At 69.3% G+C, this 18,805-nt stretch carries 14 protein-coding genes; 4 read left to right on the top strand and 10 right to left on the bottom strand.

The window, feature by feature from the left end; genetic code table 11:
* The 4 genes from M0R80_24960 to M0R80_24945 form a co-directional block, all read right to left on the bottom strand.
* The coding region (locus M0R80_24960) for a VWA domain-containing protein (GenBank protein MCK9462887.1) at positions 1-2,919 on the bottom strand (2,919 nt) is incomplete at its 3' end.
* A 127-nt stretch (positions 2,920-3,046) separates the two neighbouring features.
* Entirely contained in the window at positions 3,047-4,738 is a 1,692-nt protein-coding gene (locus tag M0R80_24955; protein MCK9462886.1) for a hypothetical protein, read from the bottom strand.
* A gap of 417 nt (positions 4,739-5,155) precedes the next feature.
* Positions 5,156-6,010 (bottom strand): hypothetical protein, encoded by an 855-nt coding sequence (locus M0R80_24950; protein MCK9462885.1) that lies wholly within the window; start codon positions 6,008-6,010, stop codon positions 5,156-5,158.
* Positions 6,011-6,089: 79 nt separating this feature from the next.
* Positions 6,090-7,094 carry an amidohydrolase gene (locus tag M0R80_24945; GenBank protein ID MCK9462884.1) on the bottom strand — a complete coding sequence of 335 codons (1,005 nt, stop codon included), beginning with the start codon at positions 7,092-7,094 and terminating at the stop codon, positions 6,090-6,092.
* Between the two features lie 145 nt (positions 7,095-7,239).
* On the opposite strand from M0R80_24945, the gene M0R80_24940 reads away from it, so the two are divergent.
* From M0R80_24940 to M0R80_24930, 3 genes are read left to right on the top strand one after another with little or no spacing between them, the layout of a single operon-like run.
* On the top strand, positions 7,240-8,670 hold the full coding sequence (locus tag M0R80_24940; GenBank protein ID MCK9462883.1) for a protein kinase: 1,431 nt from the start codon (positions 7,240-7,242) through the stop codon (positions 8,668-8,670).
* Between the two features lies 1 nt (position 8,671).
* Complete coding sequence (locus M0R80_24935) at positions 8,672-9,475, top strand: hypothetical protein (GenBank protein ID MCK9462882.1); 804 nt, start codon at positions 8,672-8,674, stop codon at positions 9,473-9,475.
* A gap of 14 nt (positions 9,476-9,489) precedes the next feature.
* The gene (locus tag M0R80_24930) at positions 9,490-10,389 is read left to right on the top strand and encodes a hypothetical protein (GenBank protein ID MCK9462881.1); all 900 of its coding nucleotides are present in this window, start codon (positions 9,490-9,492) and stop codon (positions 10,387-10,389) included.
* Here the strand turns inward: M0R80_24930 and M0R80_24925 are convergent.
* The 4 genes from M0R80_24925 to M0R80_24910 all read right to left on the bottom strand — a co-directional run bounded on the left by M0R80_24925 (position 10,386) and on the right by M0R80_24910 (position 15,158).
* Positions 10,386-10,991 (bottom strand): hypothetical protein, encoded by a 606-nt coding sequence (locus M0R80_24925; protein ID MCK9462880.1) that lies wholly within the window; start codon positions 10,989-10,991, stop codon positions 10,386-10,388. The two genes, M0R80_24930 and M0R80_24925, sit on opposite strands and share 4 nt — an antisense overlap.
* 82 nt (positions 10,992-11,073) lie before the next feature.
* Positions 11,074-11,475 (bottom strand): HEPN domain-containing protein, encoded by a 402-nt coding sequence (locus tag M0R80_24920; GenBank protein MCK9462879.1) that lies wholly within the window; start codon positions 11,473-11,475, stop codon positions 11,074-11,076.
* On the bottom strand, positions 11,472-11,792 hold the full coding sequence (locus tag M0R80_24915; protein MCK9462878.1) for a nucleotidyltransferase domain-containing protein: 321 nt from the start codon (positions 11,790-11,792) through the stop codon (positions 11,472-11,474). The genes M0R80_24920 and M0R80_24915 overlap by 4 nt, the downstream gene beginning before the upstream one ends.
* Positions 11,793-11,882: 90 nt before the next feature.
* A complete protein-coding gene (locus M0R80_24910; protein ID MCK9462877.1) occupies positions 11,883-15,158 on the bottom strand; it encodes a methylmalonyl-CoA mutase family protein in 3,276 nt (1,091 codons plus the stop codon).
* 217 nt (positions 15,159-15,375) lie between these two features.
* Between M0R80_24910 and M0R80_24905 the strand changes: the two genes are divergently transcribed.
* Positions 15,376-16,023, top strand: coding sequence for a hypothetical protein (locus tag M0R80_24905; GenBank protein ID MCK9462876.1), 648 nt, complete (start codon positions 15,376-15,378; stop codon positions 16,021-16,023).
* Between the two features lie 38 nt (positions 16,024-16,061).
* Here the strand turns inward: M0R80_24905 and amrS are convergent, their stop codons facing one another.
* On the bottom strand, positions 16,062-17,171 hold the full coding sequence (gene amrS / locus M0R80_24900; protein ID MCK9462875.1) for an AmmeMemoRadiSam system radical SAM enzyme: 1,110 nt from the start codon (positions 17,169-17,171) through the stop codon (positions 16,062-16,064).
* A gap of 143 nt (positions 17,172-17,314) precedes the next feature.
* Entirely contained in the window at positions 17,315-18,538 is a 1,224-nt protein-coding gene (locus M0R80_24895) for a hypothetical protein (GenBank protein ID MCK9462874.1), read from the bottom strand.
* Between the last annotated feature and the right edge of the window lie 267 nt (positions 18,539-18,805).

Genomic DNA, 18,805 nt, shown 5'->3' with positions numbered 1-18,805 from the left:
GTTGGTTTTGATGACCGCGTACGGGTTGCCGACCGCGATCTGCGTGTCCTTCTGCGAGGCGGTCGCTGGCTCCGGCTTCTCGGTCGCGAGGCGTCGTCCCATGGACGCCTCATCGCGCTTCACCTTGGGCGCCGAGGCCATGGCGCCCCCGCCGCCGCGGCCGTAGCCCGCGCCCGTGCCGCCGCCGCCCGCGCCGCTGCCGATCGCGCCGAGCAGGCCCAGGCCGATGGTGCCGGTCGCCTCGCCGCTCATGTCGCGGCCCATCGCCCCCTCTTCCATGGGCTTCCGCTCGGCCTGGTCCATCTTCCCCCCGCCGAGCAGGTCGTCGAGCTCGTCCGCGCCGCCCTTCTTCGCGGACTCCCGCCTGGGCATCGACGGCGCGGCCGCGACCGGCATGTCGGTCGGCGACGGCGCCGCGGTGCCGGTCTGCGAGGCGACGCCCGACGGCCCGGACGCGGGCGTCGACGGCAGCATCTGGCGCACGCGGTCCTCCGAGACCTCCTGCTCCGGCGCGGACCCGGCCTGCATCTCCGAGCAGCCGAACAGGCCGAGCGGGATCTCTGCCGCGGCCTTCGCGATCTCGACGCCGTCCCGCGCCTCGCCGAGCTCGCTCACCCGCAGGTAGCGCGGCCGGCGCTGGATCCCCTGCATCATGTACGCGGCGTCGCTCTCGAGCACGAGGAACGACGTGAACGGCGTCATGAGGCCGTAGCTCAGGCCGAGCGAGATGACCGTGCCGCGCTTCGCGGTCAGCCCCTCGCCCATGAGCCGCTCGAGGTAGGCGCGCGCCCAGAGCGCCGGGATGTAGCCCATCCCCGCGCCCTTCTCCACCTCGGTGTCGTACGCCTTCTCGAACGCCTCGCCGCCCAGGCGGCCCTTGACCTTGATCCGGTTCGGCAGGGCGTGGTGCGTCCGCGCGAAGAGGACGACCTCCTCGCCCTCGGTCACCTTGCCGGCGACGGTGGAGAAGACCTGATCGAGCCCGGCGCCGACGTCGATGACGAGGTCCGTGATCGTGGGCGTCTTCACCATGCCCGCGAACCTGAGCGCCTCCTGGACCGCCTGCTCCGCCGTGTCGATGCGGAACGACCGGCCGCCGCCCACGCGCGCGATCCGCTCGAGCAGCGCCGTGTCCGCGTCCGCGCCGACCGCGATGGTGAACACCCGCGCCCTCGAGTCGCCGAGCGTCCGCCGCAGCCGCTCCGCGAGCTCGTCCGGGGTGGTCTCGCCGACGGTCGCGAGCCCGTCGCCGACGTACACCACCGCCGGCTGCACCGCCTCGTGCACGAGCCCGAGCGCGGCGCCGAACATGGCGCCGAGATCCGTCGCGCCCGCGGAGGCCACGTCCGCGATCCGCTCCATCGCCGCCGCCACGTGCTTCTCCTCGGCCGGCGCGAGCCCCTTCTCGGGGTACAGGACGCGCGGCACGAGGTCCGCGGAGAGCACCGCGAAGTGATCGCCCGCCGAGAGCGCGCGCAGGATCGCCTCGACCGCGTCGGTCCGGACCCGCCGGTCCGCGTCGTCGCCGCCCGCCGACGTGTCGAGCACGACGACCACGTCGCCCGGCACCTCCTGGACCTTTCCCCACTCGACCTCGGGCGCGTAGCGGAGCATCACGTAGTCCGCCTCGTCGCGGCCGGACGAGAACCGCATGGCGCGCATCGGCTCGCGCTCCTCCTCGGGCCGCATCTCGAGCAGGAAGTCCGAGCGCGGCGTGAAGCCGGAGCGCCGCATCGTCACGCGGGTGCGGTCCTGCTCGATGCGCGCGTCCTCGAGCGTCGAGATCTCCATCTCCTTGCCCTCGTCGCCGAGGTCGACCTCGAGGGAGAACTCCTGGATCTGCGTCTCCTCGCCGCCGCCCATGGGGTACACGTAGCGGTACACGCCGTCCGCGAGCGGCAAAAGCTGGATGTAGGAGAGGACGACGCGGCGCTCGCCGGCGCCCGGGATCGGGAAGATGCGCGCCCGGAACGTGCGGCCGTCCACCCACTCGAGGAGCGCCGGGTCGAACACGCGCGCCTCGACCGCCGCCTCGTACGCGGCCGCGGCCTGCTTGCGCTCGATCATCTCGCCGTCCACGAGCGCGCCGTTCACCTCCATGGCGAACCGCTCCACCGCCGCGTCCTCGGGAACCGAGAACCAGTACCACCCCTCGAGCGGCTCGCTCGACGGGTTGAAGAAGCGCTGGTCGACGGTCGTGTGCGCCACGCCGTCGCGGACGAAGATCCGCACGGCCTGCGCCGCGATCTGCAGCTCCTCGGGCGGCGAGCCGGGGCGATCGCGGTTGATGCCGTAGATCCGGCCGGCCGCCTTGCCGCCGATGCCGGCGAGCAGCTCCCGGTCCGCCATGCCGCCGGTCCAGTCCTCCCAGAACGCGACCGGGGAGACCTGCGGCGCGGCCTTGCCTTTGACGAGCGCCTGCTCACCGTCCTCGATCTCGGCGCGCCCGCCGGGCGCCTCGACGACCGCGAGCCCCCGCGCCACGTACACGGTCACCTCGCCGCCCGCGAGCTTGAGATCCACGCCCGTGTCGGCCGCGGCGACCGTGACCCCGCCCGCGACGAACCGCCCGAGCGCGCGCTCGTCGGCCGGGATGTCCGCCCAGAGCTCGCCCTTCTTGAGCTCGATCTGGCCCGCGCCGATCGACGCGACGGCGCCGCCGCGCAGGAACACGCCCGTGCCGTTGCCGAGCCGCAGGAGCGCCCGGCTCCCGTCGCCGACCGTGAGCTCGGCCTTCTCGGGCAGCATCGCGCCCGTGATCAGCCGGGACTTCGCCTTCTCGGTCACGAGCCAGACGTCGCCCGACGCGAGCTCGACGCGCGCGCTCAGAGGCGGCAGCTTCTCGGGCGGCGGATCGTCGCACGCGACGACGAGAACGGCGCAAAGCGCGATGGCTACGGATGCGTGAAAGCGGCTCATGGGGCCCTCCCTCTCCTGCGGTTGTTCACAACGAGACCGACATTATACTCCGCTCGCCCGCGGAGTCTTCCCTCGAGTTTGCCGGGTTTCGGACGCGCGAAAGGCCGGGGGGATCTGGAGGGAAAGGCTACTCCGTCGTCCGGTCGAACCTGAGCACGAAGATCTCGGAGTCGCCGCTGGAGGTCATGGTCTTCTCGTCCTCGGACGACGTGCCGAACGTCACCGTGTCGCCGAACGACCCGCCGACGAAGAAGGTGCTGTCGCCGTACGCCGCGACGCTCGATGCGACATCCCTACCGCTCGGGCCGCCCTGTTCGATCGCCCACGAGAGGTTGCCGTTGGGGTAGAAGAGCGCGACGAAAAACTGGATGTCGTTCGATTCCGGCAAAACGGTTTCGTTCGGCTCGCCCAGGCCGAATTGCGGAGCCCCGATGTAGCATCCGGCGATCGCCAGCTCCCCGCTGTCCAGGAACGCCAACGGATGAGCGCTGTAGTGTGAGGTCTCGATAAAATCCGTCTCGTCGACGATCTGCCTCGCCCAGAGCAGGACGCCGTCATCGTCGTACCTCGCCACGACAACATCGTAGTCCTCTCCCGATGTCGGACCGATGGCCGTCTCGTTCGGCTCGCCCTGCCCGAGCACGCCGGTGCCGACGAAGCCGCCGGAGACGGCGAACCCACCGTCCGGAGCAGCGGCGACGAGCGGTGTGCGGCTGGCGGAAGCGCAACGGAATCCCGGGTCTTTGGCCCAAAGGAGCGCACCGTCCTCGGAATACGCAGCGAGGAACGGACATTTCTCTCCGTCATCGTCGAGGCCGGCGTCCGGTTCGAATTCCTCGCACGTGAGCCACGTCTCGTTCTCTTCACCCTCTCCGAGAAGGACCGTTTGTTGGTAGGTACCGCTCAAGAGGATGTCTCCGCCGAGCAAGCGGACCACGCTGTGGCTGTAATCCATGCCGGCGCCCGTGATCCGCCTCGCCCAGAGCAGTGTGCCGTCCGACGTGAAGCGGGCCACCACCACGTCCTCATCTACCGAGTCTGGCGTGGTGAAGATCGTCTGCTCCGGCGTTCCCGGGGCGAAGGCGATCCCGACCGAGAACCAGCCCGCAACCACGACTGAGTCGTCTGGGAGAATGGCGCTCCCGCCCAACGTCGAACTGTATGCTGTGTCGGAGGCGCGGATGGCGCGTTCAAAATCCCCAGCCGCCGAATACCAGGCAAGCGCATGGTTGTAGTAGAAGCCAGGTTCGTCGAACGTTCCCGGGACAAGTACCGTCTCGGTGGGTTGGTCCAGCCCGAACGTCACTTCCTCGCCGTAGGCTCCGTTCACCCATAACGAACCGTCGACGAGCTGCTTGATGCCTCGTGCTCCGGCATCGACCCCAGCGCCTCCAAACCCCCTCGCCCAGATGAGCGATCCTTCCCGATCGTACAGCGCGACGAAATTGTTTTCGTCTTCGAAATCCACCAATGGGCTGAAATGCGGGAGAATTGTCTCATTCGGCTCGCCGGCCCCGAACACCGCTTCGTATAGGTACCTTCCGGCAACCGCCACCGATCCTTCTGACAACGGTTCGAGGTCCCAGGCGATCTCCTCACCGACCATGTTGTACTCCGTCGATGATCCCGCCTGCACGGCCCAGGTCATCCTCCATCCGGGAACTCCGCCGTCCGGGTCGGGCGGATCCGTGTCCACGCACTCGCCACCGTCAGGCTCGTCGCAGCCGCAGTCGGGAGCGGAAGACGATCGTCGATCCGAAGAGCAGCCGGAAAATACGGTCAAGAGGGCCACTGTCGCCAACAACCTCAGCGTCTCCATGTCAGCGGCCCTCCCCGTGTTCGTCTGCTGAAAAGATATCTCGACCAGTCGATTCTAACGCGGCACATCGCTATTCGCACCTCGTACAAGGTGACAAGGTGTGACAAGGTGTCGTAGCCTTCCAATTTCCATTTTCTCTCTCTTTCCGAGCCAGCACCAGCGGCGACTTCTGTTGGCGCACGCTCGACCCCTTGCCGTACTCGTCGACGACACCGAACTTCACTCGATCAACCGCATTTCCGCCCGGCCGCCGGAAATTGGAAATTGGAAGGTTACGACACCTTCTCACCTTCTCACGGACGAGCCGATCGCCTGACCCGGCCGCGCCCTTCGAGACGGCCTGCGGCCTCCTCAGGAACGCGGCTCTTTCTGTGCTCGGTGCTCGGGAATTCCGGAAGGAACTTCGGGCCTGATGTACTAGTCGTCTTCCCGACTCCACTCTTTCAGCTCCAGCCCGAACAGGTACTCGATGCCGTCGTCGGTCTTCTTCGGGCCGAGCAGGAGGCGGCCGACCACCCGGATGGGGTAGACGTCCGCGTACATCCTCTTCCTGTCCTCGGCGCTCAGCTCGAGCGGAAGCTTCGACGCGTCGACGTAGAGGACGATGCCGGGCGCGGGCGGGGCGCAGTAAAGGCAGGCCGCCTCGGCGGCGTCCTCCTTCACGAGCCAGAACCGCTTCATCGCGCCCTCGGGCGGATCGATCGGCAGCACCGCGCCCGCGACCTCGACGGCCGCCCCGTGGAGCTCGCGCACGACGTCCTCCGTGAAGTCGCCGCCCACCTTGTAGCCTATCGAGAACCCGGTGAAGAGCTTGCCCAGGCGCTCCCAGTCGAGCGGCGCCGGCGCGTCCCACCGCGGCTTCGAGTCGGGGCGCTTCAAGGCGCCTTCGCGCACGCCGAGTTCGCTCGCCTTCACGACGTCGTTCGCCTTCTCGTGGCGCGCGAGGTCCGCCGGATCGCGCTTGCCGTGCGCGTGATCGTGCTCGTGCTCCGCCGCCTCGGCCGCGGCCTTCTCCGCCGCGGTCGGCTCGGGCTTGGGGTACGGCGCCCGCTGCGTCTCGGGATCGAACGGCTTCATCTTGGCGCGCGCCTCCAAGAGCTTGGCCGACGCCGCCTTCGCCTTCTCGTTCAGGGCCTGCAGCTGGGCCAGCTCTTCCTCGCTGGCCGCCCCCCCCGCGCCGGCGCCCGCGTCCTTCGGCCACGGCCTCGTCACCGCGATCACCACGACGACCGCGGCGGCGACCACCCCTGCAGCGACGATCCACTTCTTCACGTTGCGCTCCTTGCCGATCCCTCGATCGCGTCGATGACTAAGCCCGTAGCACGGCCGCTCGGATCGGAACAACACCGATTCACGCCGCTCCATTCCCCAGGCGGAGGATCCCGGCCGCCCGCTCGAGCACGGCGTCGGGCACGCCCGCGAGCCGCTTCAGCTCGATGTCCCTCTGCAGCTCGTTCCCGAGCGCGCGGATCCGCCGGAGCGCGCCCCTCGCGCCGCGGCCAGAGAAGGAGAACGCGGTCGTCGGCACCGGGAAATCCGAGCCGTGGACGAAGCGGGAGAGCGGATCCTCGAGCCGGACGCCGTGGTCGCGCTCGAGCCTTTCGGGATCGAGGAGCTCGTAGAGGTACCTCGCGCGCCAGAAGTTGGCGAGCGCCGCGGTGTCCCCGAAGCAGCGCGGGTGCCGCTCGAGGAGCCGGAGGAAGGCGCCGAACGTCTCGCGCCTGTGGAACCGGCCGGCGGAGCCCGCGTGCGCGACGATGACGGTGACGCCCTCGCCGAGCGCCGGCTCGAGCCGCGCCGGATCGCCCCACGCCTGATCGATCGCGGGCAGCGTGTGCTCGAAGCCGCAGTGGACGAGCAGCGGGAGCCCCAGATCGGCGAGCCTCCTGTAGTACGGGAGGAGCGCCGGGCTCGCGGGATCGAACCCCTGGCTGTTCGGGAGCAGCTTGACGAGCACGGCGCCCGACGACGCCGCGCGATCGAGCTCGTCCAGCGCGTCGCGGCGGCACGGGTGCACGGAGGCGCCGTAAAGGAACGCGTCCGGGTGCAGGGCGCAGGTGCGCGACACGGCGTCGTTGGGCGCGTAGAGCGTCGTCCGGTCGAGCCGGATCCCGCCGTTCGCGTCGTGCACGGCGTCGAGGGCGAGGAGCACGGCGCGATCGAGCTCCGAGGCGCGCACGGCCGCCGCGAGAAGGTCGACGTAGCGCCCTTCCCGCTCCTCGGGGCCGGCGACGCCCCCGAGCCCGAGCCTGCGCCGCAGCACCCAGGCGCCGATCGCCCGGTAGCCCCGCGCGGCGACCGCGCCCCCGAAGCGCCCGCCGAAGGGGAGCATGTGCACGTGGCAGTCGATCTTCACGCCGCCATTGTCCGCGCTCGCGCCGCCGGGATCAACCGGCGCGAGCGACGCGGGAGCGCCCGCGTGTCCGAAAATTCTCTTCGACCCCTAACGCGAAAGGAAATAGTCTATTACGAAGGACGAGAAGGCCGTGCAGGGGAGGCGAATGGGCGCTGCGATGGACAGGATCCTCACCGGCAAGACGATCGCCGGAAAGTTCCGCCTCGGGGAGCGGCTGTCCGAGGATCTCGCCGGCTCGATCTACGCGGCCGTCGACGTCGCGACCAACCAGAACGTCATCGTCCTCGCGCTGGCCGAGGGGGTGCGCCTCGAGGGCGAGAAGGACGCGGCCGCGCTCAAGCACCCGAACGTCCTCGCGCACCGGCAGTCGTACTTCCCGAACGCCTCGCAGCGGTTCGTGACGAGCGACGCCCCGACCGGCAAGAGCCTCGCCCGGATCGTCGCGTCGCGCGGGAAGATGCACCCGGGCCCGGCGGCCGGCACGGCGCTGCAGATCCTCTCCGCGCTCGACGCGATCCACGGGCTGGGCACGTTCCACGGCAACCTGAACCCGTACAACGTGTTCGTGGACAAGACGGAGAAGGGCGAGCTCGAGGTCCGCCTTCTGTACCCCGGCGGCGCGCGCGCCGACTCGCTCCCCGAAAACGTGCGGTACCTCGCCCCGGAACAGATCCTCGGGGAGGGCGGCGTGGATCGCCGAGCCGACCTCTGGGCCGTGGGGGCGCTGCTGTACCTGTGCCTCTTCGGGCGCCCGCCGTTCGACGGCAACGATCAGGAAACGATATCGGGGAAGATCCTCCTCAAGGACCCGATCTTCCCGCCAGAGGCCGCGAAGATGCCGCCGGAGCTCGTGGGCGCGATCCGGGCGGCGCTCTCCAAGGAACCGGAGAAGCGGCCGCAGTCCGCAAGCGCGGTGATAGGCGACCTGCTGGCGACGGCCGAGAAGCACGACGAGCAGACGAGCGCGCTCGTGGCCGCGGCGCCGAAGCCCGCCAAGCCGCCCGCTCCGCCGCCCGTGCCGACCCCTGCGGTGGCGATCGCCGCCGAGGGCCCGACGGCGGAGGAGATCCGGGCGGCCCAGGCCCGCGCGATCACCGCGGAGCTCGAGAGCGCGCTGGAGATCGAGCTCCTCAAGTCCGTTCCCCCGGAGCCGGTGCCCATCGGAAGACGCGCGGCGGCGCTGTCACCTCGCGACAAGAGAAAGGTGGCGATCGCGGCGCTGTGCCTGGCCGCGGTGGCCGCCATCGTCCTCGTGATCGCCCTCCTCGCCGGAGGGGAGGACGCGCCTTCGACGGCGACGACCTCGCCGCGCGAGGCGCCCTTGCGCGCCGCTGCTCGGGAGCCCGCCGCGGCCGTCGCTCGGGAGCCCGTGCCGCAGGAGCCCCCGGCGCCCGTGCGGGAGGAGGCCGACGAGCCCGCCGCCTCGAGCGCGCGCCCGGTGCCGTCGGTCGACTCGAAGTCGCCGCCCCCCGCGGCGAAGCCGCCGGTCAAGAAGAAGCCGAAACCCGGCCCGCAGAAGGAGCCCGCGTCCCCGAAGGACGCGGCGGGGCTGGCGTCGAACCCGTTCGGAGGATGAGGTGGTCAAGCTCGCGGCAGTCATCTTCGCCGTTCTCGCGCTCGCTCCCGCGATCGGCGGCGCACAGGAGTACAGCGACGACGTGTGCCCCGCGAAGCCCGCGGCGGAGAAGCGCGCCCAGCGCTGGGCCGGCAGGTGGTTCGTGAAGGGGGAGCAGGCCGTCAAGAAGGCGCAGTTCCAAGAGGCGCTCGACGCGTTCCTCTGCTCGCTGTACCTCAGCCCGCACAGGAACACGGTCTTCAACGTTGCCCAGCTGACGAACCTCGTCGAGGACAAGGCGGCCGCCACCGCGAGCCTCAAGCAGTTCCGCGAGCAGCACCCCGGCGGAGAGTTCGACGACGAGCTCTCGGATCTCGTGACCTCGCTCGAGCGGGCGCAGGGGATCCTGCCCCCCGAGCCCGTCGCGCCGCCGCCGGCCGAAGAGCCGCAACCGGCGCCGGTCGCGCCGGAGGATGGGACGACCAAGGCGAACAAGCTGCGCGCCGCCGGGATCGTGTCGGTCTCCGTGTCCGGAGCGGCGCTCGTCGTGGGGATCGTGCTGGCGGCCGCGGCCGGCTCCGCGAAAAGAGACGCGGAGAATGCGCCCGACTACGACACCTTCCAAGCCAGCGAGAAAGAGATGAAGGGCCTGGGGGGGGGCGCGGCCGCGATGTTCGTCATGACCGGCGTGCTCGCCGGCGCGGGTGCTTTGATGATCGCGCTCGGACGCCGCGGCGAGAGCGAGAAGGAAGACGGCGCCGAAGAGGCGGTCGAGGTCGAGGTCGCACCGGGACCGGTCGGCCTGACGATAACAGGAAGGTTCTGATCATGAGACACGCGATGGCGATTCGAACCGTCCGGCTTCCCGTGCTCCTGACCCTCCTCTGCGGCTGCTCGGTCGACCCGCCCCAGGGCCAGCTCGCGTGCGAGAGCGACGAGGACTGTCCGCCCGGTTGGATCTGCAACGTCTCCGGCGACGGCCTGTGCTACTCCGACGAGTCGGAACTCCCGCCCGACACCGACTCGGAGACGGGCAGCGACACGGACACCGACACCGACTCCGACTCCGACTCCGACACCGACTCCGACACCGACACCGACTCCGACACGGACGCGGACACGGAGATCACCCCGGAGACCTGCGCCGACGCCGCCATGGTCTTCGACTTCGAATCCGGGGAGCAGGGGTTCTCCCACGGCGCGCTCGACGACGACGCCGATCCCTGGCAGCTCGGCGATCCGCTGGATCAGGCTTGCCACTCGGGATCGTCGTGCTTCGCGACGACGCTCTCGGGAGACTACCTCAGCTGTCTTTCCGCGGAGCTCGTGTCGCCGGCGATCGACCTCTCGGTGTGCGACGGCGAGCCGCAGACGGTCGAGCTCGTGTTCCACCACCACTACAGGTTCCAGCCCAATTCGTCGGGTTTCTGGCGGGACGGCGGCACGGTCCAGCTGTCGGACGACGGCGGCCTCACGTGGCAGGACGTCACCCCGTCGCAGGCCTACACGGGGACGATCGACGGCGACTACAGCGGCCCGTGCGGCGGCGAGGTCGCCGACATCGACACCCACGCCGCGTGGTCCGGAGAGATCCCGGGAAACGTGTGGACCGAGGTCGCGGTTCCGGTAGGCGACGCGTTCAAGACCGAGGGGTTCAGGGCCCGCTTCCTTGTCGGTTCGGATCGATCCGGCGCGGAAACCGGCTGGGTCGTCGACGACGTCGAGCTCTCCGTTTACTAGGGCTCCCCGCCGAACGGGTTGTCGCGCATGTCGGTCGTCGCGCCCGCGCCGACGTTCTCCCCGGAGCAGCGCCGGATCACCTCGGGGAGCGTCTGCGCCTGCGCGATCGCGGTCTTGCCGCCGGTCTTCATCGCCGCGATGATCGCCCGCTGCGTCTCGAGCGCGCGATCGAGGCACGCCGCGAGCGCCCGGTGCTCCTCGCCGTCCAGGGTCCCCGCCTCGGCGTGCTTCCGGCACGCCCCTTCGGACGCCTCGACCCAGGCGCTCGTGAACTCGTCCAGCCGGTCCACGGCGAGCTCGGCCTCGGCGGCGAGGATCTCGCCCTCGAAGATCCGGACCGAGAAGTCCAGCTCGCCGCGGATCTTCGCGCTCCAGACCGCACGCGCCTCTCCATCGAGCCCGGCGCAACGGGGATCGATCGCCGTCACCGCGCCCCCGCCACCCGCCGCGACCTCGGCGCCCACCGCGGGCTGCGCGGGCTGCGCGGGTTGCGCGGTTTGCTCGGGCTGCGCGGATTGCGCCACCTTCCCCGCCCCGCCGCACCCGAGCAAAGCCAGCGCCAGCGCCAGCGCCATCAACCTATTGTCTCGCATCGCCCTCATCTGGGAGATTCTACAACATCGCGTCGCGACGGCACAGCGCGCGAAAGGGAGTTCGAGCTCTCAGCGCTGCCGCGGCCAGCGCTCACGCCGTTTCGTCTAGCGGAAACAGGGCCGGTTCCTCGTTCGAGACGGCGGCGAGGAGGCGTCTGGCGGACTCGACCGCCGCCTCGGCATCCGTGCCGATCACGTGCATGGCGGCGCCGTAATCGCCGGTTGCCCGCAAGCTGCGGAGGAAGGAGAAGTCGGCACCCAGACCGATCTCCCAGCGCCCGGCGTGGACGAGGTCGCGATGCACGGCGCTCTCGATCTGCGAGTGCTTGCGGAAGGCGAGACCGCGCTGCGTGAAGAGCGCCGAAACCGCGCTGAACGCCGCGTAATAAGCGCGCGAGGCAGCCGCGTCGAAGAAACCGAGACCGGACAGAGCCTTGGCGGCTTCGAGATCGGACTTGGCCCGAAGCCAGAGGGCGGCGGCCTCTTCGCTCATGCCGCGATCCCCTCGCGGTGGACGTTCCTATAAAGCGCAATTCCGCCGTCTTCGTAGTCTTGCCGAGCCGCGACGACGACGTGCAGCGGCCGGAAGACGGAGTGCCGCTGCAGAACGGGGTACACGGCGTTGACGGCGCTCCTCATTTCTCCCGTCTGTGCCGCCGAGTCGGACAGCACGACGAGAAGATCCAGATCGCTATCGGGCGTTTCGTCGCCACGCGCAAGGGAACCGTACAGCACGACTCTGTGCAGTCGCTGCCCGTAGCGCTCCTCGAGCGCGGCGCGGATTTCTGCGAGCAGTCGTCTCGGGTCCATATCGCCCTCCCTCGGACAACGCCATAGTAACACAGAGAGGAAACGCGATGGTCGGGAACGATCTCGGACGCCGCGCGAACGGCGGTCCCCCTACATGTTCCTGCGGTACTGCCCGCCGACCTCGTAGAGGGCGGTCGTGATCTGGCCCATCGAGGCGTAGCGCGCGGTCTCCATCATCTGCTCGAAGATGTTGCCGCCCGTGAGCGCGACCTGCTTGAGCTTCGCCATCGACTCGGCGATCTTCGCCGCGTTGCGCTCCTGGAGCGCGCGCACGTTGTCGATCTGCTCGTGCTTCTCCTCGTCCGTCGCGCGGCGCAGCTCGAGGTCGCGCGGGATGAGGTTCGCGGTGTCCGCTGCGAGGTACGTGTTGACGCCGATGATCGGCAGCTCGCCGGTGTGCTTCTGGTGCTCGTACAGCATCGACTCGTCCTGGATCTTGCCGCGCTGGTACTGCGTCTCCATGGCGCCGAGCACGCCGCCCCGCTCCGAGATGCGCACGAACTCGGACAGGATCGCCTCCTCGACGAGCTCCGTGAGCTCCTCCGCGACGTAGGACCCCTGCCACGGGTGCTCGTTCTTCGAGAGGCCGAACTCCTTGAGCGTGATGAGCTGGATCGCCATCGCCCGGCGCACCGACTCCTCGGTCGGCGTGGTGATCGCCTCGTCGTAGGAGTTCGTGTGGAGCGAGTTGCAGTTGTCGTAGAACGCGAGCAGCGCCTGGAGCGTCGTGCGGATGTCGTTGAACTGGATCTCCTGCGCGTGCAGCGAGCGGCCCGAGGTCTGGATGTGGTACTTGAGCTTCTGGCTGCGGTCGTTGGCGCCGTACTTCTCGCGCATCGCGATCGCCCAGATGCGGCGCGCCACCCTCCCTATCACCGTGTACTCCGCGTCCATGCCGTTGGAGAAAAAGAACGACAGGTTCGGCGCGAACGCGTCGATCGGGAAGCCGCGCGACAGGTAGTACTCGACGTAGGTGAAGCCGTTCGCGAGCGTGAACGCGGTCTGACTCACCGGGTTCGCGCCCGCCTCGGCGATGTGGTAGCCGGAGATCGACACGGAGTAGTAGTTGCGGACGTTGTTTTGGATGAAGAACTCCTGGATGTCGCCCATCATCTTGAGCGCGAACTCGGTCGAGAAGATGCACGTGTTCTGCGCCTGGTCTTCCTTGAGGATGTCGGCCTGCACCGTCCCGCGCACGGTCGCGAGGGTCCACGCCCGGATCTTCGCGAGCTCGTCGGGGCCGGGCGCCCTGCCCTCCTTCCGGGTGAACGCGTCGACCTGCTGGTCGATCGCCGAGTTCAGGAAGAACGCGAGCATGATAGGCGCCGGCCCGTTGATCGTCATCGAGACCGACGTGTTCGGGTCGCACAGCTCGAACCCGGCGTACAGCTTCTTGATGTCGTCGAGCGAGCAGATCGAGACGCCGGAGTCGCCGACCTTGCCGTAGATGTCGGGCCGCGCGTCCGGATCGTTGCCGTACAGCGTGACCGAGTCGAACGCCGTGGAGAGCCTTTTTGCCGGGTCGTTGGCCGTGAGGTAGTGGAAGCGCGTGTTCGTCTTGACCGGCCCGCCCTCGCCCGCGAACTGCCGCTTCGGATCCTCGCCCTGCCGCCTGAACGGGAACACGCCCGCCGTGTACGGGAACTCGCCCGGCACGTTCTCGAGCATGAGGTACTCGAGCCGGTCGCCGTGATCCGCGAGATCGGGCACGACGACGCGCGGCACCTTGGTGCCGGCGAGCGTCTCGCTCGTGAGGTCGACGCTGAACTCCTTGTCGCGCACCGTGTACTTGAAGACGTCCCCGCGGTACCGCGCCTGGAGGCCCCCCCACCCGTCGAGCAGCGCGCGCGCCTCGTCCGGGATCCGCCCCTCGAGATCGGCGATCTTCTTGTCGATCGGCGTGGCGAACGCGCCACCGAGCTCCGCCTTCGCGGTGGCGAGGTGCTGCCGCGTGCGGACGAGCTTCGCGGTGTCCCGCGCGCACGCCTTGTACGCGCGGACCGTGTCGGCGATCTCGCCGAGGTACCGGATCCGCTCGACCGGGATGAGCGACTTCTGGCTCGAGGTGCGCGCGATCCGCTCCGCGGGGAGGCGGCACGCGAACGCGGCCTTCGTCTTGCGCGCGATCGCCTCGACGAGCCCCGCGTACAGGCCGTTCACCCCCTCGTCGTTGAACTTGGAGGCGATCGTGCCGAAGATCGGCAGCTCCTCGAGCGGGACGTCGAAGGAGTTCTTGGAGCGCCGCATCTGCCGCCGCACGTCGCGCAGCGCGTCCTCCGACCCCTTGCGCTCGAACTTGTTGATCGCGACGATGTCCGCGAAGTCGATCATGTCGATCTTCTCGAGCTGCGTCGGCGCGCCGAACTCCGAGGTCATCACGTAGATGGACACGTTCGCGATGTCGACGATCTCGGTGTTGCCCTGGCCGATGCCGGAGGTCTCGACGAGCACGAGGTCGAACCCCGCGGCCTTCACGACGTCAATGGCGTCCCGGATCGTGTCCGGGAGCTCGTGGCCGGAGCCGCGCGTGGCGAGCGAGCGCATGTAGACGCCCGGCCCGTGGATCGCGTTCATCCGGATGCGGTCGCCGAGGAGCGCGCCGCCGGTGCGCCGCTTCGAGGGATCGGCGGAGAGGATCGCGATCGACTTGTCCGGGTTGTCGTTCCGCACGCGCCGCACGATCTCATCGAGGAGCGAGCTCTTGCCGGCGCCGCCGGTGCCCGTGACCCCGACGACGGGCGCCTCGGCCGCGGCCGCCCGCGCGCGGATCCCCTCGGCGACGAGCCTGTACGCCTCCGGCCCCATCTCGGTCATCGTGATGAGCCGCGCCACGGCGGCCGGATCCGCGGTCGTGACCTTCGCGGGATCCGGGATCGAGGCGCCGCGGTCGGTCGGGTCGTCCGAGCCGGGCACGTTGACGGTGTGGAAGTCGCACCGCGCGAGCAGGTCGTCGATCATCCCCTCGAGCCCCATGGTGCGCCCGTGCTCGGGGTCGTAGATCCGCTCGACGCCGTACGCCTCGAGCTCGGCGATCTCGTCGGGCCGGATCACGCCGCCGCCGCCGCCGAAGATCCGGATGTGCGCGGCCCCGCGCTCGACGAGCATGTCGCGCATGTACTTGAAGAACTCGTTGTGGCCGCCCTGGTACGACGACACGGCGATCGCCTGCGCGTCCTCCTCGATCGCCGCCTCGACGATCTCCGCGACCGACCGGTTGTGCCCGAGGTGGATCACCTCGGCGCCGCCCATCTGGACGAGCCGCCTCATGATGTTGATCGATGCGTCGTGGCCGTCGAACAGGCTCGTCGCCGTGACCACGCGCACCTGGTGCTTCAGCCTGTACCGCTCTCTTCCCGTGTCGCTCATCTCGAACGCCTCCTGCTGCCGCCCGTTTCAACCGACACCTCACCACACGACCGGGACCCATGACAATGGGGAAGATCAGGTCCGGGCCGGCCGCCCGGCGCTTCGGGCAGGGAGAATTTTGTCTGGCGTACGGCGTCAGAATCGGTAGTCTCTTGGGGACGCTGGAGAATCGATCTGCGAAATGGATTTTCGGTATCAACCGAAGAAGGAGAGAAGGATGATTACGTTGAAGAGTCTGATCGTGAAAGGCGGCGCCGCGGCCCTGGCCGGCGCCTGGTTGAGCGGCTGCGTCGTCCACGTGCAGGAGGTCGAGGATCAGAAGCCGGAGCCCGCGAAGGTGCAGCCGCAGCCGGACGTCGCGCCGACACCCGCCGCCGAGCCCGCGCCGGCCGCGCCGGCGAGGACGCCCCGGCAGGACGCGCTCGCCGACATGAAGGCGAAGGCCGCTGCGGCCGCCGAGAAGGCGAAGGAAGCCGCCGCGGAAGCAGCCGCGAAGGCCAAGGAAGCCGCCGAGAAGGCCGCCGAGGCCGCGAAGGAGAAGGCCAAGGAGGCCAAGGCCGCGGCGCAGAAGGCCGCGAAGGACGCCGCCGACGCCGCCAAGAAGGCCGCGAAGGACGCCGAGCAGGCCGCCAAGGACGCCACGAAGGAGGCCGAGAAGGCCGCCACCGAGGCCGCCAAGGAAGGGACGCAGGCCGCGAAGGACGAGGCGAAGGAGGTCGAGGACTCCGCCAAGGACGCCGCGAAGGAGGCCGAGGAGGCCGCGAAGAAGGCGCTCGCGGACGCGAAGAAGGCCGCCAAGGACGCGAAGCAGAAGTGGATCGACGGCGACGACAAGGACAAGGGCGGCGGCAACGACAAACCGTGAGCCGCGACGAGCCCGCGAACCCCGTCAGCTCCTGACCCTCAGCTCCACACCCCAGGCACGACGTACCCGCACCTCGGGCACTTGCCGCCCGCGATCCGGTTCTCGACCACGTTGAAGCCCGCGCGGCGGATGAGCAACTCCTTGCACTGCGGGCAGGTCGTGTTCTCGCCCTCGTGGCCGGGCACGTTCCCCGAGTAGGCGAAGCGGATCCCCGCGTCGAGCGCGATCCGCCGCGACCGCTCGAGCGTCGCGACCGGCGTCGAGGGGAGGTTCATGAGCTTGTACATCGGGTGGAAGCGCGTGAAGTGCACCGGCACGTCCGGGCCGAGCTTCTGGACGATCCACCGGCACATCGCCTTCACCTCCGCCGGATCGTCGTTGAGCGTCGGGATCGTCAGCATGACGAGCTCGAGCCACTTCCCGGCCTCGCGGATGCGGACGAGCGTGTCGAGCACGGGCCGCAGGTGCGCCCCGCAGACGTCCGAGTAGAACGACTCGCTGAACGCCTTGAAGTCGATCTTGATCGCGTCGATCTTGGGCAGCAGCTCCTTGAGCGGCTGCGCCTGGATGTAGCCGTTCGAGATCACCACACGCCCGATCCCGGTGCCGGCCGCCGCGTCGCACACGTCGCGGACGTACTCGTTGTAGACGGTCGGCTCGGAGTAGGTGAACGCGATCGACCGCGAGCCCAGGCGCTGCGCGTGCCGGACGATCTGCGCGGGCGGCACGTCGTCGCTCGGCACCTCCTCGGGCGAGGCCTGGCTGATCTCCCAGTTCTGGCAGAACCGGCACTCGAGGTTGCACCCGACCGTGGCGAGCGAGAACGCGTTCGTGCCCGGCCGGAAGTGGAACAGCGGCTTCTTCTCGATGGGGTCGTCGTGCATCGAGCACGGCCGCGAGTGCACGAGCGTGTAGTAGACGCCGCCGCGGTTCTCGCGCACGCCGCACGTCCCGCGCTGACCGTCGGCGACCGTGCACTCCCGCGGGCAGAGCTTGCAGCGCACGTTCCCGTCGCCCGCGGCCTCCCAGAAGAGCGCCCGGTGCGGCTCCCCGCCCTCCTCCGCCGCCGCGCGCGCCGCCGCCGCGATCGGGCACGCCGCCGCCGCGCACGCGAGCATCCGCAGGAGATCTCGTCGGTCCCGATCCATTCGATGCACCCGCAGTGATTCTAGATCAGCGAACCGTCGCCCGCCACAACGGTCCGTCGAGGAAGTCGAAGAGATGGGGGTCAATCAAGTAAATGCGTACTGCGGGTGATGACACCAACTACCCAATTACCTTTGACAGGTTCTTAGGGGACCTCCGCCAGGCACGAGCGATTCTCGATTTCTTCGTCGCGTACGCACCAGGCCACGACGGCGGTCGTGTCGCACCACACCAGTGGGCTCGCCCACCCGCCGTGGGTGACTCCAGGTTCCCAGTACCACTCGACGCAGTCGCGCAAACCATTCTGGTAGCTACCGCACAGCTTGCACGCGAGCTTCACGCTGCATTTGTTCCTGACGGACGGGAGGTAGGTCTTTTCCCCCCTCTCATTGACCTTGCAGTAGCTCGACTCTTCCGCGGACGGCCCAGAGATCTCGAGGCAGCCCTGCATGCCCGTGCAGTCCGGCTGCCTCTGCGCGGGCTGTGGGGCTTGCGGCGAAGACGCCGAAGGACCGGAGGTCGAAGTCGGTTGTGGCGGTTTGGCCTCTGGCGCGAGGGCGACCTCAATGCAGGCGCTTCCGCTCCACTGGAAGCCGCTCGGGCAGGCGCATTTCCCGGGCGCGACCTCACGCTGCCCGGCGGGGCACGTGGCGGTGTTGTGAGCGGGGCCGGCCGCTGATGCCGACGGCGGCCGCGCGGGGCCCGGGGCGGACGGAGCTGCCGCGGCCGCCGGGGCGGCCGGCCGCTGCGCCGCCGCTGCTCGAGCCGTGGCGATCGTCTGCTCGTTCTGCGCGATCTGGACCGCCGCGGTCGAGAGCTGCTGCGAAAAGTCCACCGCGAACTGACTCCATGCCTGCTGGACCGACGCTTCGGCCTGGGCGCGCATCCGCCAAATGTTCGCCTTGACCGAGGCTACGGAATCGGCGTCGCTCTTGGCCTGCTCCTTGAGCCGGTCCATGCTGGCGATGTCCTCCGGGAGGATCCGGAGCATGTACTCGCAGGCCTGCACCTTCTCGAGCTCGGCCTTGGCGAGGCCGGTCGACTCGCCGCGGCAGTAGCTCGTGTAGTCCTCGAGACAGCTTCGGTACTTGTCCTGCAGACCCTGGCAGGCGCCCAGATCGAGCTCCCAGCGACAACCATCGGACCACGCCCGGCGAGCCTTCTTGAAGTGGGCCTGCGCCGCCAGCGGGACGAGAGCCGCCGAGATGTCTCCCACACCGCTGCGGGCGACCATGTCGAGGTAGTAGCAGGTGCTCAGCCGCCGCTCCAGTGCGGTGAGCTTGGGCATTTCGGCTTCGAACGCGGCCGTGCCAAGGATCTCGTACCGGTCGCCGGTGGCCCTGCAGTTGGAGGATCCCGCGTAGTACATCTGGTAATCCCCGGGAGACTCGCAGGCGCGGTCGCTCAGGCGGGACGCCTCATCCCGTTCCCCCCCGCGATCACGGATCGCCCCGAGGAAGCGGCAGGCCGTCGGATGTCATTTCTCACGAGCATGACCCACCCGTTCTCACGAGCATGACCCACCCCGTCGGGTGAAATTCTCACGAGCATGACCCACCCCCCCCTGGGGCGGAATTCTCACGAGCATGACCCACCCCGAGGCCGACCAGGGCCAAGCTGCGCGCCGAGGAGGTGC

It is taken from the genome of Pseudomonadota bacterium (assembly GCA_023229365.1).
Taxonomy (GTDB): Bacteria; Myxococcota_A; Polyangia; order JAAYKL01; family JAAYKL01; genus JALNZK01.
This window is presented reverse-complemented; position numbering and strand designations above follow the sequence as displayed.

Excerpts from the sequence above, each read along its gene's own strand:
- M0R80_24895 (MCK9462874.1), bottom strand. The coding sequence starts at position 18,538 with ATGTACTACGCGGGATCCTCCAACTGCAGGGCCACCGGCGACCGGTAC.
- M0R80_24920 (MCK9462879.1), bottom strand. The coding sequence starts at position 11,475 with ATGAGCGAAGAGGCCGCCGCCCTCTGGCTTCGGGCCAAGTCCGATCTC.
- M0R80_24940 (MCK9462883.1), top strand. The coding sequence starts at position 7,240 with ATGGGCGCTGCGATGGACAGGATCCTCACCGGCAAGACGATCGCCGGA.
- M0R80_24910 (MCK9462877.1), bottom strand. The coding sequence starts at position 15,158 with ATGAGCGACACGGGAAGAGAGCGGTACAGGCTGAAGCACCAGGTGCGC.
- M0R80_24925 (MCK9462880.1), bottom strand. The coding sequence starts at position 10,991 with ATGAGGGCGATGCGAGACAATAGGTTGATGGCGCTGGCGCTGGCGCTG.
- amrS (MCK9462875.1), bottom strand. The coding sequence starts at position 17,171 with ATGGATCGGGACCGACGAGATCTCCTGCGGATGCTCGCGTGCGCGGCG.
- M0R80_24905 (MCK9462876.1), top strand. The coding sequence starts at position 15,376 with ATGATTACGTTGAAGAGTCTGATCGTGAAAGGCGGCGCCGCGGCCCTG.
- M0R80_24955 (MCK9462886.1), bottom strand. The coding sequence starts at position 4,738 with ATGGAGACGCTGAGGTTGTTGGCGACAGTGGCCCTCTTGACCGTATTT.
- M0R80_24930 (MCK9462881.1), top strand. The coding sequence starts at position 9,490 with ATGGCGATTCGAACCGTCCGGCTTCCCGTGCTCCTGACCCTCCTCTGC.
- M0R80_24915 (MCK9462878.1), bottom strand. The coding sequence starts at position 11,792 with ATGGACCCGAGACGACTGCTCGCAGAAATCCGCGCCGCGCTCGAGGAG.